The organism is Streptomyces sp. NPDC002092 (assembly GCF_053593775.1).
In genome coordinates this window covers 124,364-140,156 of record NZ_JBSFDG010000006.1, presented here as the reverse complement: position 1 = coordinate 140,156, position 15,793 = coordinate 124,364, and the positions used below count along the sequence as shown (strand labels likewise).

Here is a 15,793-nt window from a genome sequence, read left to right as displayed (position 1 = left end):
CGTGACGGTCCTACTGTGGTCTCCGTGGACATCGGCTTCCCTTCCGACGGTGATGGCGACGGGCCGGGCGCGGCTGCGGCCGGGATCACCGGGCGTACCGTGCGCGGCGAGCGCCGGTTGTCCGCGTCCCTGGCCGAAGTCGGCCTCGACGGCGGGCAGTCGGTGATGGTCAAGTGCAGTGACGATCCGGGGGCGATGCAGGCCGAGGCGGCGGGGCTGCGCTGGCTGGCCGACGCCGGCACGGTCCGCGTTCCGGACGTCCACGGGCACGACCGGCGCTGGCTGGTGACCGACGTGGTCGCGCAGGGCCCGCCGACGGCCCGGGCGGCGGTGCGGTTCGGGCGCGGGCTGGCCGCCCTGCACGCCGCGGGCGCCCCCGCGTTCGGCGCGCCACCGCCCGGCGGTCCGGTGGACGCGTACATCGGGCTGGCTCCGATGCGCAACGTCCCCGGCGCCGACTGGCCCCGCTGGTACGCCGAGCACCGCGTGCTGCCCTACCTGCGCGAGGCCGTCGACCGGGGCACCATCCGCCCTGCGGAGACGGCCGTGATCGAGCGCGTCTGCGAACGGCTGCCGGAACTGGCCGGGCCCGCCGAGCCGCCCGCCCGGCTGCACGGCGACCTGTGGAACGGCAACGTGCTGTGGGGAGCCGACGGGCACGCCTGGCTGATCGACCCGGCCGCACACGGCGGCCACCGGGAGACCGACCTGGCGATGCTGCACCTGTTCGGCTGCCCGCACCTGGAGCACGTACTCGACGGCTATCAGCAGACGGCCTCGTTGGCCGACGGGTGGGCGGACCGGGTGGCGCTGCATCAGCTCTTCCCGCTACTGGTGCATGCCGTGCTGTTCGGCCGCGGATACGCCGAACAGGCCCTCGCGGCAGCACGAAGGGCCCTCGCGTGACGAGACGCGAGAGCCCTTGCGCGAAGTGAGCGGCGAGGAAAGCGAGGGGACCGGCGTCAGATAGGTGTTTTGAGAAGGCGCTCGGGAGCCGGCGGCGTATCTCCGCGTCGAGGGCGGCGATCAGCCGCTTGCGCTGCGTCGGCGCCACCGGCGGCCGGGTGCCGGCGGTGACCCAGGCGCGGCCGCGCCGGTTGACGAACACGCGGCGCTCGCCGGTCTCCGTGGCCCGGTTGTGCAGCGCCCGCCCGCTTCACGTGTCCCACGACTTGTGGGTGTTCCGTGTGGAAGCGGCTCGTAGATCTTTCGCGGAACGCGCCTGACGTGCACAGTCGGGATCCGCCATCGAGGCGAGTGCCGCGCGCTTGGAGGACCGCTGATGGGAGCCCACGAACACCCGCAGCCGCAGGACACCGATACCGCTCCGGACGGCATCGGGCGCAGACGCTTCCTGGGGTACGTCCTGGCTGCCTCGACGCTCACCGTCGCCGCCGAGCTCGGCGAGGCCGTCCTCGCGCCCGCCCTGGCCGCAGCGGTCGTCCCCTCCGCGCCCGGACCGGCCGAGCTCTACGACCTCAACGACATGCTCACCCATGCCGCCCTGCCCACCGCGAACCTGATCACCATCCGGGTCGACACCGACGGCACCGCCTCCTTCGCCCTGCCCCGGGCCGAGGTCGGGCAGGGCATCACCACCTCCAGCGCGATGCTGGTCGCCGAGGAACTGGACCTGCCGCTGGACAAGGTCCGCGTCACCCTCGCCGACGCCCGCCCCGAGTTGCTGTTCAACCAGCTCACCGGCGGATCCAACACCACCATCTCCACCTTCACCCCGATCCGGGTCGCGGCCGCAGTCGCCCGCGGCCGGCTTCTGGAGGCAGCAGCCCTTGAACTGGGCGAGTCCGCCGGCACCCTCACCGCGAAGCTCGGCGTCATCACCTCCTCCGTGACCGGCAAGAGCCTCACCTACGGCGAACTCGCTGCGAAAGCCGCCGCAGTGACGACCAGCCAGGTGCCGGTCACGCTGAAGAAGCCGTCCGAGTTCAAGGTCATCGGAACCGCGCAGCGACGCGTCGACGCGCTGGAAGCGGTCACCGGCCGCAAGAAGTTCGCGATGGACGTGCAGGTGCCGGGCGCGCTGCCGGCCATGGTGTGCCGGCCGCCCACGATCAACGGCACGGTCCGCACGGTGGAGAACCTCGACGAGGTGCGGGCCATGCCCGGCATCACCGACGTCGTACGGATCTCCACCGGCGTCGCCGTCCGCGGCCGCACCTTCGGGCAGTGCATCGACGCCGTGCGCGCCCTGAGGGTCACCTGGGGCCCCGGCACCGTGGACGACGCCTCCGACGACACCATCCGCGACGAACTGCGGCGGGCCGAACTCCCGCTGCCCGCCGTCGACCTGCTCACCAAGTCGGTCGACGCCCGCTTCACCTTCCACTTCGCCAGCAACAGCGCCCTGGAGACCAACTGCGCCGTCGCCGACGTACGCGAGGACTCGGCCGAGATCTGGGCCAGCCTGAAGTCCCCGATCACCGCCCAGGAACAGATCGCGCTCACCCTCGGACTGCCGGCGAGCGCCGTCAAGGTGCATGTCACCCAGGGCGGCGGCTCCTTCGGACGCAAGCTCTTCCACGACGGAGCCGCCGAGGCCGCCGAGATCTCCAAGGCGACGGGCAAGCCGGTGCGGCTGATGTGGCACCGCACCGACGACTTCCGCCATGGCCGCACCCACCCCATGTCCACCTCACGGGTGCGCGCCACCTACGCGCTGGGCCAGGTCCTCACCTACGACCAGCGCCACACCTCCGTGGCCACCGACTTCGGCCACGGTGTCGGTGAGATCATCACCTCCGAAGCGGCCCGCCTGCCCGTCGGTGACCTCACCTTCTCCGAGACGATCTTCACGCTCACCCAGCAGACCCCGTACAACTTCGGCGTCGTCACCCAGTTCCTCAGCGAGACCGACAAGGGCTTCCACACCGGCTCCATGCGCAACATCTACTCGCCCAATGTGCGGTGCGCGCAGGAGCTGATCGTGGACGAGCTGGCGAAGCGGATGGGCAAGGATCCGTATCAGTTCCGCCGTACGTTCCTGAAGGACGAGCGGGCCCGGGCCGTCCTCGACAAGGCCGCCGAGGTGGGTGGTTGGGGACGCGGCATGCCGGCCGGCACGGCCCAGGGCATCGCCCTGCACCCCGAGTACCACGCCCATGTCGCCGTCCTCGCCGAGATCGACTGCCGTCCGCAGACCACCGGCCGAAAGGTCCCCGACGCCTACACCGGGCCACGGGTCACCAAGGTCGTCTGCGCGGTCGACACAGGCCTGGCGGTCAACCCGCGCGGCCTTGAGGCCCAGATGATGGGCGGCATCATGGACGGCATCGCGATCACCCTCAGCTCCGGACTGCACCTCGACAACGGGCACTTCCTGGAAGGCAGTTGGGACAACTACTTCTACACCCGGCAGTGGAACACCCCGCCGGAGCTGGAGATCGTCGTCATGCCGCCGACCACCGGCAGGCCCGGCGGCGCCGGCGAGCTGGCCGTCGCGGGCGCGATGGCGGCCGTGGCCTGCGCATACGGGCGCGCGACCGGCACCATGCCGACCACCTTCCCGATCAACCACGACGGCCCTCTCGGCTTCGAGCCGCTGCCCACCACCCCGCCGATCCCGGCGTCCCCCACCGACGGCCTGAGCCGCGCCTACTAGGAGCCCAGGAGGTTCTTCGTGCCCGAACACACCTTCATCCTCAACGGCAAACCGGTGACCGTGGACATCGAGGGCGACGTACGGCTGCTGTGGGTGCTGCGGGACGTCCTGGGCGTCACCGGGCCGAAGTACGGCTGCGGGCTCGGCGTGTGCCAGGCCTGTACGAGCCACATCAACGGCAAGGCGTTCAACCCCTGCAGCGTCCCGGTGAAGGACCTCACCCCGACCGACGAGGTGACGACCATCGAGGGCCTGCCCGCCACCGTCGGCAGGGAACTCCACCCGATGCAGGAGGCCTGGCTGGAGTACGACGTCGCCCAGTGCGGCTACTGCCAGCCCGGCCAGATCATGACCGCGGTAGCCAAGGTCCGCCAGGCCCGCGAGGAGGGCCGTGACATCAGCGAGGCCGACCTCGACGAGATCCGCAACGTGTGCCGGTGCGGGACGTACCACCGGATCAGGGAGGCGATTGTGGCGGGCGCGAAGAGGTACTGAAACGTACGGGTGCCGGGCGCTGACCGCGCGCATCACCGAGGCCGCGCGCAACACCGTGCGCGACCCCGCCTCGAAGGCGCCGCGGACCAGCTGCCCGAGCACCCGGAAGTCCACGACTTCCGGAGGGCGGCGCCACCGTGGACAACGCCTGGCGCGCGGCCGCCCTCTTGCACGCCGTCCGTCATCCGACTCCGCCCCTTGCCGGCCCGCAGTGCCCTGCACGGCGTGGCGATCGTCTTCGCCTGCATGGACGTGGCGCAGCAGCTTGCCCGGGGCGGAGAACCAACGCACGGGGAAGTACTCCGGACCCGTCCACCCAGCCGTGCCGCGCCTGAACGAGCACCGGACGATCGCCTGGTCCAGGTCGACAAGGCGCACCCCCCGCCACACTCGTCATGCACGAAGACCTCGTGCGGCGGCAGCAGCGGGTCGGCTACCCGCGAGCGCATGGAACTCGTGCAGCGCCCACGGCAGGGGGTAGCCGAGGATCGCCTCCGCCTGCGCCAGTTCCGCCCCCGGCGTGCCGTCGTCCTCGGCCACCCCATTGCCCCAAGCGGCAGCGAGCTGCGGATGAATGTCCAGGCCTGCTCCCGGTCGGAAATTCCGCCGTCCAGAGCGCGGGCCACGCCTGCCGCTCATGCCACGAAATGCATCGGAGGCCCGAGCTGTCTCCCCTGCCGAAAATTGGTGACCCAGCCGACGCTGCGGACGGTTCAATGTGAGGATGAACGATGCTCTGTGGGGTCGGCTCCAGGCTGTGGACCGGCGGGACATAGACGAACTGGTTGCTGCTCGACGCCACATCCGGGCCATCGCGCTGATGCGTGAGCGCGCCGGCCTGCCGCGGCCGGATCTCCGTGACTGCGTTGACCTCCTGGAAGAACGTGCTCGGATCTTGCGGGGGTAGGCAGAGGCCTCATGGGTCGGTCATCGCGCTCCTGCGGCGGAGCCGCATATGGGTACAGCCACGTGCCCTTCCGGCCGCTGCTCAGCTGTGGCGTACGGCCTGGAGCAGGTGGTCGCGGACCAGGGTCACGTGTGGGTTGGCGGAGGCGCCGGGGCGTTGGACGAGGAAGGCGGTGTTGATGGGTGGGTCCTCCGGGTCGTGCAGCAACACCAGGGTCCCCGAGGCCAGTTCGGCGGTGCACAGGTAGCGGGGGAGGACCGTGAAGCCCGTACCGCCGACCACCGCTGCCTTGACCGCGTTCAGGTCGGGCATGGTGACCGCCGGCTGACGGACGAGGCGTCTGTCGAAGACATGACGCCAGTAGCGGCGCACGATCGGCAGGTCCTCGGCGTAGGCGACCAGCGGCACACCGTGCAGGGCGGCGGGCCCGGCGCCGGCGATTCCGGCCGGCCCGCCGATGCGCTCGGCCCAGACGGGGGCGGCGACCAGCACGAAGTCCTCGTCCCCGAGGGGCACTGCCGCCAGGGCCCGGCCGCGTGGCCGGAAGGTCGCGATCACCAGGTCGTGGCGGCCCGCCCGCAGATCGTCCAGGAGCGGCTCGGTCAGCCCCGGGGTGATGCGCAGCCGTACGCCTCGGTCCACCAGCGGCGCCAGGCCGGGCAGCACGGAACGGGTCAGGAACTCTTGCGGTCCCGCCAGGTGCACCGGCTCCGGCGCCTGGTCGTCGGCCGGTCCGGCCCGACCGGTGATCGTGGCGAGGGAATCCAGCGGCTGCACGATACGGGCGGCGAGCTCGTCCGCGTACGGAGCGGGGGAGACCCCGCGGGCCTGCCGCTGGAACAGTTCCCGGTCGAGTTGTCGCTCCAGCGCGCGCACCTGCGTCGTGACCGTGGGCTGCGACAGCCCGAGCAGACGTGCCGCAGCCGTGAAGGAGCCGGTGCGGTAGACGGCGAGGAAGGTGCGCAGCAGATTCAGGTCCAGTGCCGTCGCGCCGCCGACCTGCGCTCTCTCTTGCCGGTCATTGGTTTCCCTATTCCTCATATCGATGAGCCTATTGGATTCCAATGGCAGGCGGGGCTTACGGTTGGATCACCACCGCGCTGACGACCCCTCGGAGACAGAGCATGTCGAAGATCCTTTTCGTGATGACCGGCGTCGACCACTGGACGCTGGCCGACGGCACCCGCCACCCCACCGGCTTCTGGGCCGAGGAGGCCGTCGCCCCCTACGAGGCCTTCAAGGCCGCCGGTCATGAGATCGTCGTGGCCACTCCGGGCGGTGTCGTACCGACCGTGGACAAGGGCAGCCTCGCCGCCCAGTACAACGGCGGCCAGGAGAACGCCGACCGCGTCGCCGGGGTGCTCGCCGCTGCCACCGAGCTGCAGCATCCCATCAGCCTGCAGGACGTGAACCTCGACGAGTACGCCGCCGTGTACTACCCCGGCGGCCACGGCCCGATGGAGGACCTCGCCGTCGACGCCGACTCCGGCAAGCTGCTCACCCTCGCCCTGGAGTCCGGCAAGCCGCTCGGTGTCGTGTGCCACGGCCCGCCGCGCTGCTCGCCGCCGAACAGGACGGCGTCAACGCCTTCGCCGGGTACCGGGTGGCCGCCTTCACCAACGACGAGGAGACGCAGTCCGGCTTCGCCGACAAGGCCAAGTGGCTGCTGCAGGACCGACTGACCGAGGCCGGAGTGCAGGTCCAGGTCGGTGAGCCCTGGGCGCCGCACATCGTCGTGGACCGCAACCTCGTCACCGGCCAGAACCCGGCCTCCTCCGCCCCGCTCGCCGCGGAGCTGCTCAAGGCGCTGGGCTGAACCTGACCTCGGCGCCGGGGACACATGACCCCCGGGACTTCGGGTAGCCGCCCCGGCGGACCACTGGCGGGCACAGTGCCGTGTCCCGCTGTTCGACCCGGTGATTGGATCAACCGTGACCGACTACTCTTCCGACGGCTCCGCCCCCGCCGTACATCAGGCCCTGCGTGCCGTGGTCGGGGGCGATACGGACGAGGCCGACCTGAACACCCTGGCCGGCAGCGAGGTACTGGTGCCGGCCGGTTCCGCTGCCGCCCAGGAGCAGGATCCCTCGGCGGTGACGCTGCCCGTCTACGCGCAGGAGGACGGCACCGAACTGGTGCCTGTGTTCACCACCGAAACCCGCCTGCGGTCGGCGCTTCCGCAGGTTACCCAGCATCGCCGGATCGCGCTCGGCACGCTCGCCCACCGCTGGCCGTCCGAGACGCTGGCGCTCGTCATTGACGCCGGCACACCGGAGGAAGTGGCTCTGACGGCCGAGGGGGTCAGGCAACTGCTCGACCGCGGCGCCGCCTGACGCAGCACGCGGCGGATGAGCCTGCGGGCTGCGGACTTCGGCGGGGACCGCCGTCACCGCGCACCCTGCTCCGGCCGGCCCTTGCGATCTCCCTCGCCGTCAACGGTCCGATGCCTCACCGCGGCGAGTGCGACCGACACTCCCTGTCCGACTGATGGTGGGCGTTCCCTCGGGTACGGGAACGCCCACCCTCATGTCACCGCGACGTCAGCTTCCACAGGTGGTCGGCCGTGCCGTTGTCGTCCCACTGCAGGACCTGCGCCCCGGACGACGTACTCATGTTGTCCACGCCCAGCAGCAGACCGCTGTTGTAGCTGGCGATCTTGTAGTAGCCGTCACCGGACGGGATGAGCTGCCAGAGGTGGTCGGCGGTCCCGTTGTCACCCCAGATCAGGGCTTTGCCGCCGTCCGAGGTGCTCATGGAGTCGATGCCCAGCAGCAGTCCGCTCGCCTTGTTTGCGATCTTGTAGAGGCCGGAGCCGGCGGCCGTCAGCGTCCACGACTGGCTGCTGCCCGTGCTCGACGTGGCCTGGACGACCGAGGTGCCCTGCGCGGTCCCCGCACCCGAGGTGTCGAGGGCGAGAGCGCTGTTCTTGTTGGTGATCTGGTACGTCCCGGCCAGCGAGGTCGAGGTGCCGCTCGGGGTGATCACCAGGTGGTAGCCGTCGCTCGCATTCGTCGTCACGGGCACGGTGATCTGGCCGTTGCTCACGGTGTAGTCGGCGTCCGAGATGGTGATCGGGCCGGACACCGCCGTGGTTCGGCCCTTGGAGGGCGTGTACTCCAGCTTCGCGTGCACCGTGCCACCGAAGGCCGACAGCGAGCCGAGCCCCTTGACCGTGACCGCGCTGGAGCCTGCCCCGCCGCCGAAGATGACGCTCACCTGGTTGCCGGCGCTGTTGAGCGAGGCCGCGCCGTCGATGCCCGTCTGCGCCGGGGGAGTGGTGACCAGCATGTTCCCGGACATGTCCCCGTACCACTTGTAGAGCCAGTACGCGCCGTTCGGCGAGGCCCCGGTGTCGGTGAGGGTGTCGCCGAGGGTGCCGTAGTGGTTCCAGAAGGCCATCTCGGCATCGCGCACGCCCGCCCGCTCGAACTTGGCGGCGTAGCTGACCATCGGCCCGGGGACGCCGACCTGGCTGGGCGTGCCGTACTCCTCGATGGCGATCGGACGATGGCTGAGGCCGAGGCTCGTCTCCAGTGCCCGGTAGTCGGCCACGTGCGCGGCGATGTCCGCGCTGCTCTGGAGTTCGTGCCAGGCGATGATGTCGGGCACCGCCTTGTTCGCGATGGCGTCCTGGAGGAACGACTTCATCTTGCTGTCGGTGTACGTCGCGAAGCTGGGCCCCTGGATGGGGGTGCCGGTGTCCTTGGACCGGACCTCCTTGTAGGTCCTAGCCCAGCCGTCGTCGAAGGCGCCCGCCGCCGAGGTGTTCCAGGTGCCCTCGGGCTCGTTCCACAGCTCGTACGCGCTGATGTTGGTGGCGCCGGAGGACTTCACGGATGCGATCTGCTTGTCCACGGCGGACAGCCAGTCGCTCCAACTCACCCATTTGTAGGGGAAGTTCGGATACCAGTCCGGCATGCGTACGACGACCTTGGCGCCGGCCCGCGCCGCTTTGGACGCCACGACCAGCGCGTCGCCCGCGGGCTTGGGCTCGCCGTTGGGCAACTGGGAGCCGCCCGGCGCCATCTGGACGAAGGTGTTCGGCTTGAGCGCGGTGACCAGGCTGTCGGCGGGAGTGGTCGCGTCCGCGAGGCCGTAGAGGCTGCCGGTCGCCACATGGGTGACGGGGCGCAGCGTCTGGTCGGCGTTGACGACCAGTGTCGTCGAGGAGGTGGGGGCCGCCTGCGCGGGCGCGGCCATGGCGAGGGCGGCGCCGGTGAGGGCGATCGCGCCCACGGCGGCCGTCAGGCGTGCGGGGACAGGGGGTCTTGTGCGGCTCATGACACGGTTCTCCTCATGGAGGGGGATGGGGGGTGGGCAGGCCGGACGAAGCCGCCTGCGGTTCGGCTGCGCGCCCCGAAGGGGCGCGGGGCTGTTTCGATGTGCGGCTTCGCCGCGTGGGCGCGACCAGGCACGACGGCCCTGCAGACCGACGACACATCGCGGCCCCGCACCGCAGGCGCAGATCGGCACAGCCGGCGCGGCGCCTAGTCCTTCACGGCGCCCGCGGTCACACCCGCCGCCACATACCGCTGTGCGAGCACCAGCAGTACGGCAGCGGGAATGGACGCGACGACGGCGGTGGCCATGATCGCGTTCCACTCCTGGTTGTTGTTGCCGATGTACTTGTAGATGCCGAGGGTGATCGGCCTCAGGTCGCCGCCGCCGTCGAGGGTGTTGGCGAAGACGAAGTCGGACCAGGCCCACAGGAAGCTGAACAGCGAGACGGTGACCAGGGCGTTGCGGCTCACCGGCAGCACCACGGACCAGAAGGTGCGGAAGGTGCCCGCACCGTCGATACGGGAGGCGGCGATCAGCTCGCCGGGGATGCTCGACATGAACGCCGTGAAGATCATGACGCCGAACGGCACGGCGATGGTGGAGTCCGCGATGATCAGGCCCCACCAGGAGTTGAGCAGACCGAAGTCCAGGAAAATGCCGTAGAAGCCCATCGCCATGACGATCCCGGGAATCATCTGCGCGATCAGCAGCCCGAGGCCCAGCGCCCCGCCCCCGCGCGGACGGAGTTTCGCCAGCGAGTAGCCGGCCGGGGCGGCGAGCAACAGGGTGAGGGCGACCGTGCCCAGACCGATGAGCAGGCTGGTGCCGAGATACGGCAACTGGTCGTCCAGGACGGCTTTGTAGCCCTCGAAGGTGGGGTGCAGGGGCAGCAGGTCGGGCGGATCCTTGCGCATGTCCTGCTGCGGGGTGAGGGACACGTTCAGCATCCAGTACACCGGGAACAGCATCAGCGCGGTCAGCACGAGCCCGATGACGGTGTAACGGCGGGCAGGCTTACGCGATTTCATGCTTCCTGCCTCCTCTGGACGCGGATGTACAGCAGCCCGAAGACGAGCGCGATGAGGATGAGGATGTTGCCGACAGCCGCGCCGGGGCCGAACTTGGGCAGCAGCGTGCCGAATCCCAGCTGGTAGGACCAGGTCGCCAGGGTGGACGAGGCGTCACCCGGGCCGCCCTTGGTCATGATCCAGATCAGGTCGAACACCTTGAGCGTGTAGACGAGCCCCAGCAGCAGGGTGATCGCGGAGACCGGGCGCAGCAGCGGGAAGGTGATGCGGCGGAACTGCTGCCAGGCACTCGCGCCGTCCAGCGCCGCCGCCTCGTACAGGTCGGCGGGGATGTTCTGCAGGCCGCTGTAGAGGATGACCAGGTTGAACGGGATGCCGATCCAGATGTTCGCGAGGATCACCGACGACAGCGCCCAGTCCGGCGAGGTGAGCCAGCCGACCGGGCTCACGCCGAAGAAGTGCAGGAAGTAGTTCACCACCCCCGACTCGCTGTTGAACATCCACGACCACGTCGACGCCGACACGATCAGCGGCAGCAGCCAAGGGATCAGGAACAGGGCGCGCAGGGTGGGCGCGAGCCGGAAGTGCCGGTTGAAGAAGACGGAGAGGGCGAGCCCGATGACGTACTGGAAGGCGATCGACACGAAGGTGAAGATCATCGTGTGGCGTATCGCCGGGCCGAACGTCGGGTCGTCCAGGACTTTCTGGAAGTTGTCCCAGCCGGAGAACGGCGCATCCCCCGCCACGAACGACCGCACGGTGTAGTCGCGCAGGCTCAGGTCGAGGTTGCGGTAGAGCGGATAGAGGTAGAAGGCGGCGAGGTAGGCGAGGAGTGGGGTGACGAAGGCGAGCGCGGTCAGCCGGCTCCTGCGTCGGTGACGGCGGCGCAGGGACTCGGCGTCGGTGCCGTTCGCCCCCGCCGCGGCGGACGCTGCCCGCCGCGGACGGTCGACCCGGGCGATGGTCATGCCGTTCCTAGCCCTTCTGCGCGCTCGACTGGGCCGTGTCCAGGGCGTCCTGCGGGCTCTTGCTGCCCGACAGCGCCGCCTGGACGGCGGTCCACATCGGCTGGGAGATGGTCGGGTACTTGGTGCCCAGACCGCCGCTGGTACGGCCGCGGGCCGCGGCCACCGCCTCCACCCAGGGCTTCAGCTTCGGGTTCTGCTTCACCTGCTGGGCCTGCACGGCGGCCGTCGGCGCGACGTACTGCAGCGTCGTGTCGGTGGGCAGCAGGTTCGCGTCGCTGGTCAGACACGTGACGATCTTCTTGCTGGCGTCGTAGCGGCCGGTGTCCTTCTGCACGGGCACGGTCACGAACTCGCCGCCCGTCGGCACGGGCGCCGAACCGCCGTTCTGCCCGGGGATGTTGATGATCCCGTAGTCGAAGCCCGCCTTGGCCGCGTTGCCCAGCTGCCAGGTGCCGTTCTCGCCGAACGCGTAGTCGCCGGTGGCGAACTCCTGCCAGCTGGTGGTCTGGGTGTTCTGCAGGACGTCCTTGGGGGCGTACCCCGCGTCCACCCACTGCTTCCACAGGGAGAGAGCCGCAACTCCCTTGGCGGAGTTGAGCTTGGTCAGGTCGCCGCCCGTACCCCAGAACCACGGCAGGAACTGGAAGCTGCCCTCCTCCGTGTTGATCGCGGAGAACGTGATGCCCTTCTTCCCGGCCGACTTGACCTTCTTCAGGGCGGCCGTCAGGGAGTTCCAGTCCTTGATGGAGGCCGCGTCGACACCGGCGGCGGAAAGGACCTTCTTGTTGTAGTAGAGCGCGAGGGTGTTGGCGCCGATCGGCACACCGTAGGAGGCGTTGTCGATGGTGCCCGCGCCGATGATGTTCTTCTGGATCGGCTTCGTGTCCAGGCCGAGGTCGCTGGTCTTGTTGAGGATTCCGGCCTCCACCAGCGTGGAGACGACCGGGTTGTCCACCAGCATCACATCGGGCGCGTTGCCCTGCTGGGCGGCCAGCAGCGCCTTGTTGCCGAGGTCGGTGGTGTCGTACGCGGTGCGCTTGAGCTTCACCCCGGCCTTCGTCCCGCACCCGGTCACCAGCTTGCCCCAGGCCGAAGAGGCGTCGAACTGCGGGTACGGGTCCCAGAAGGTGTACGTCCCGCCGGCCTTGCCGGAGGAGGAGTCCGAGGAGCCGGAGCCGCCTGAGCAGGCGGTCAGGGAGGCGAGCGTGCCGACGGCGGCGAGCGCGGCGAGAAGAGTGCGGCGGGTGGGTATCACGGGGTGACCTCGTTGTCGTAGAGCGAAGTTGAGGGCGTGTCAGGAGGTGGGCAGCCAGACGCGCATGGCGCCGTCCTGCCGGTTGGCCCAGGCGTAGTAGGGGATCGCCGTGAGCTCGACGGAATCGCCGTCCGTGGGGGCTTCAGGGGTGCCTGCCGGCCGGTACGGCCACCAGCCCGCGTCGGGGATGTCGCGCCGCCGCCCGGCCGCCACGACCGTGGTGACCCCGCCGAGCAGGTCCGGGCGGTGCTTCACCGCGAGTGGGCGGGTGGTGTCGAGGACGATGTCGTCCAGGCCGCCGCCGGGGTGATCGACCTGCTCCAGGCAGTACACGAGCGGGCCGCGTTCGATCGCCGCGCAGCCGCGTACGGCGTCCACGCGCGGGTCGCCCGCTGTCAGGCGCGGCTCCAGGCCGAGTTCGAGGACGAGCTGGTCGCCGGGCGCCCAGGTGCGTTCGATGCGCAGCCAGCCCTCGGTGACCGGAGCGTCGGTCTGGTCGTACGTGACCTCGCCGCACCGCACCCGGAACTCGCGGCACCACTGCGGGATGCGCAGCGACAGCGTCCAGGGCCGGTCGGCCGGGGTGTCCTCGACGGTGAGGGCGATCGTGCCGTGCCAGGGGTAATTGGTCTCGGTGCGCACGGCGATCGGCCCGGCGCTGTAGCGGCCGGTGACGTACTGGTGGATCTGCAGGCCGTCGTCGTCTCCGGTGGCGAGGTAGTGCTCCAGGGAGGCCAGCAGGCGCATCACGTTGGGCGGGCAGCAGGCGCACTTGAACCAGTGGGTGCGGCGGGCCGACTGGTCCCCGCCGGGGTCGGTGTGGCCGTCGCGGACCTGCAGCGGATTGACGTACAGCCAGCGCTCGCCGTCCAGCGACACCCCGGCCAGGAAGCCGTTGTACAGGGTGCGCTCGATCAGGTCGGAGTAGCGGGCCCCGCCGGTGAGCAGGGCCATGCGCCAGCTCCACTGGACGGAGGCGATGGCGGCGCAGGTCTCGCAGTAGGCGCGCTCGTTGGGCAGTTCGTACGGGTCGCCGAAGTCCTCCTCGTCGTGGTGGGCGCCCAGTCCGCCGGTGATGTGGGTCTTGGTGGTGGTCATCGCCGCCCACAGCCGTTCGGCGGCGGCGCGCAGTTCCGCGTCCCCGGTCTCGGTCGCCAGGTCGGTCGCGGCGGCCAGCAGGTACAACTGCCGTACGGCGTGCCCCTCGACGTTGGTCGCCTCGCGCAGCGGGACCCGGTCCTGGCAGTAGGCCTCGCCGCCGAGCGCACCGTGGCCGAAGCGGTCGACGAAGTAGCCGGCGAGGTCCAGGTAGCGGCGTTCACCGGTCTCCCGGTACAGCTCCACCAGCGCGGTCTCGACCTCGGGGTGGCCGTCGATGCCGTCGATCTCCTTGCCGCTGCCCGGCGGACCGAAGACGGAGTCGACGTGGTCGGCGAACCTGCGGGCCACGTCGAGGAGTTCCCCGCGTCCGGTGGCCCGGTGATGGGCGACCGCCGCCTGGATGAGATGGCCCGCGCAGTACAGCTCGTGGCCCCAGCGCAGGTCCTGGTAGCGCTCGCCGCCCTTGACCAGCTGGAACCAGGTGTTGAGATAGCCGTCCGGCTGCTGGGCGGCGGCGACCAGGGAGACGATCCGGACGACGTCCGCCTCCAACTCGGTGGACGGGCCCTGGGCCAGCTGCCAGGCCGCCGCCTCCAGCCACTTGTAGACATCCGTGTCGACGAACGGGTACGCGCCCTGGAACTCGCCCTCGGCCGCGCCCGCCGCCAGCCGCAGGTTGTGCAGATTGCCCGCTGACTCCAGCAGGCCGGGGCCCTGCGGGATGGAGGTGTGTGCGTTGACCTGGCGGCGGGTGTGCCAGAAGCCGTCGGCCACTTCCGCGGCGGCGGGGCGCAGGACGGCACGGGCATCGGGGCCGAGGCGGACCGGGCCGGCGGGGGAGGGCTGGGTGGAGCGGGCGCGGGGCATGGCTCTCCGGGAGGTGAAGGGCGGGGCGGCCGGGGCAACAGCTGGGCAAGACGATGAGCAACCGTTTTCCTCGCCGAGCAGTAGAGTGGAGCGAGGGAATCGCGGTCAAGAGCTCTGCACGACTTTTCTCTCGTTGGTCAAGGACTGGTACTCCGTTCGACCGCCTGACACCATGGGACGCGCCCCGGTTGAGGATGAACGACCACTGATCGATGAATGATCGAGTACTGAGAAAAGGATTGCCCGTGACCGAAGCCGCTCCGCGATCCACCTTCACCGGCCGGGCGAAGCTCGCCGACGTCGCCGCCCTCGCCGGCGTCAGCGTCGGCACGGCATCCAAGGCGCTGAGCGGCAGCGGCCGGATGCGCCCGGAGACCCGGCAGCGGGTGCTGGACGCCGTGGAGACGCTCGGCTTCCGCCCCAACCAGCATGCGCAGAGCCTGCACACCGGGCGCAGTTGGACGGTCGGGCTGATGACGACGGACGGCATCGGTCGCTTCAGCACGCCCGTGCTGCTGGGCGCCGAGGACGCGCTCGGCGCAGGAAAGATCTCGGTGCTGCTCTGCGACACCCGGGGCGACACCATCCGCGAGCAGCACCACCTGCGCAACCTCATGGACCGCCGGGTCGACGGGATCATCGTCACCGGTCGGCGCACGGACCCGCGCCCGCCCCTGAGGGGCCTCGACGGCATCCCGGTCGTCTACGCGCTCTCCCCGTCCACCGACCCCTGCGACACTTCCGTGGTCTCGGACGACCGGGGCGGCGCTCACCTCGCCGTCGAGCACCTGCTCGCCACCGGTCGCACGAAAATCGCCCATGTCACCGGCCCTGAACACCACGCGGCCGCCCGCGACCGCGCCCGCCACGCCGTCGACCTGCTGGAGCGCTCCTCCCTCCAACTCGCCACCGGGCGCGTCCACTTCGGGGAGTGGAGCGAGACCTGGGGCCGCCGGGCCGCCGACGCCGTCCTGCGCACGGCCCCCGACACGGACGCCGTCTTCTGCGGCAACGACCTGATCGCACGAGGCGTCGCCGACGCACTGCGCGAACGCGGCGTGGACGTACCCGGCCAGATCGCCGTCGTCGGTTACGACAACTGGGACACCATGGCGCTGGCCTGCCGCCCGCCGCTGACCACGATCGACATGGACCTCACCGAGATCGGCCGCATCGCCGCCCTGAAACTGCTGGAGGCCATCGACTCCCAGGCGGCGCCCGGAGTACACACGGTGCCGTGCCGGCTGGTGGTGCGCGAGTCCACCTGACCGC

At 70.4% G+C, this 15,793-nt stretch carries 11 protein-coding genes and 1 pseudogene; 6 read left to right on the top strand and 6 right to left on the bottom strand.

From position 1 onward, the window contains the following. Positions 1 to 24: 24 nt before the first annotated feature. The 3 genes from ACWCRD_RS15610 to ACWCRD_RS15600 all read left to right on the top strand — a co-directional run bounded on the left by ACWCRD_RS15610 (position 25) and on the right by ACWCRD_RS15600 (position 4,114). Positions 25 to 906, top strand: a complete 882-nt coding sequence (locus ACWCRD_RS15610; RefSeq protein WP_450966348.1) for a fructosamine kinase family protein — start codon at positions 25 to 27, stop codon at positions 904 to 906. A 376-nt stretch (positions 907 to 1,282) separates the two neighbouring features. Further along, positions 1,283 to 3,619 carry a molybdopterin cofactor-binding domain-containing protein gene (locus tag ACWCRD_RS15605; protein ID WP_450966347.1) on the top strand — a complete coding sequence of 779 codons (2,337 nt, stop codon included), beginning with the start codon at positions 1,283 to 1,285 and terminating at the stop codon, positions 3,617 to 3,619. 18 nt (positions 3,620 to 3,637) lie between these two features. Beyond that, complete coding sequence (locus ACWCRD_RS15600; protein WP_450966346.1) at positions 3,638 to 4,114, top strand: (2Fe-2S)-binding protein; 477 nt, start codon at positions 3,638 to 3,640, stop codon at positions 4,112 to 4,114. 988 nt (positions 4,115 to 5,102) lie between these two features. Here ACWCRD_RS15600 and ACWCRD_RS15595 read toward each other — a convergent pair. Then, positions 5,103 to 6,062 carry a LysR family transcriptional regulator gene (locus ACWCRD_RS15595; RefSeq protein WP_450966345.1) on the bottom strand — a complete coding sequence of 320 codons (960 nt, stop codon included), beginning with the start codon at positions 6,060 to 6,062 and terminating at the stop codon, positions 5,103 to 5,105. An 83-nt stretch (positions 6,063 to 6,145) separates the two neighbouring features. Between ACWCRD_RS15595 and ACWCRD_RS15590 the strand changes: the two are divergent. Together ACWCRD_RS15590 and ACWCRD_RS15585 are read left to right on the top strand one after the other, a co-directional pair. Further along, a pseudogene (locus ACWCRD_RS15590) lies at positions 6,146 to 6,837 on the top strand (type 1 glutamine amidotransferase domain-containing protein). A 115-nt stretch (positions 6,838 to 6,952) separates the two neighbouring features. Beyond that, positions 6,953 to 7,354 carry an SseB family protein gene (locus tag ACWCRD_RS15585; RefSeq protein ID WP_450966344.1) on the top strand — a complete coding sequence of 134 codons (402 nt, stop codon included), beginning with the start codon at positions 6,953 to 6,955 and terminating at the stop codon, positions 7,352 to 7,354. Between the two features lie 196 nt (positions 7,355 to 7,550). Here ACWCRD_RS15585 and ACWCRD_RS15580 read toward each other — a convergent pair whose 3' ends face one another. The 5 genes from ACWCRD_RS15580 to ACWCRD_RS15560 form a co-directional block, all read right to left on the bottom strand. Next, a complete protein-coding gene (locus ACWCRD_RS15580) occupies positions 7,551 to 9,302 on the bottom strand; it encodes an RICIN domain-containing protein (RefSeq protein ID WP_450966343.1) in 1,752 nt (583 codons plus the stop codon). Between the two features lie 206 nt (positions 9,303 to 9,508). After that, entirely contained in the window at positions 9,509 to 10,330 is an 822-nt protein-coding gene (locus ACWCRD_RS15575) for a carbohydrate ABC transporter permease (RefSeq protein ID WP_450966342.1), read from the bottom strand. Next, positions 10,327 to 11,298, bottom strand: coding sequence for a carbohydrate ABC transporter permease (locus ACWCRD_RS15570; protein WP_450966341.1), 972 nt, complete (start codon positions 11,296 to 11,298; stop codon positions 10,327 to 10,329). Before ACWCRD_RS15570 ends, ACWCRD_RS15575 begins: the two co-directional genes overlap by 4 nt. A 7-nt stretch (positions 11,299 to 11,305) precedes the next feature. Further along, positions 11,306 to 12,553 carry a sugar ABC transporter substrate-binding protein gene (locus ACWCRD_RS15565; protein WP_450966340.1) on the bottom strand — a complete coding sequence of 416 codons (1,248 nt, stop codon included), beginning with the start codon at positions 12,551 to 12,553 and terminating at the stop codon, positions 11,306 to 11,308. A gap of 39 nt (positions 12,554 to 12,592) precedes the next feature. After that, positions 12,593 to 14,521 carry a glycoside hydrolase family 127 protein gene (locus ACWCRD_RS15560; protein WP_450966339.1) on the bottom strand — a complete coding sequence of 643 codons (1,929 nt, stop codon included), beginning with the start codon at positions 14,519 to 14,521 and terminating at the stop codon, positions 12,593 to 12,595. 245 nt (positions 14,522 to 14,766) lie between these two features. Here ACWCRD_RS15560 and ACWCRD_RS15555 point away from each other — a divergent pair, with 245 nt between their 5' ends. Then, entirely contained in the window at positions 14,767 to 15,789 is a 1,023-nt protein-coding gene (locus ACWCRD_RS15555; RefSeq protein WP_450966338.1) for a LacI family DNA-binding transcriptional regulator, read from the top strand. The last annotated feature ends 4 nt before the right edge of the window (positions 15,790 to 15,793 follow it).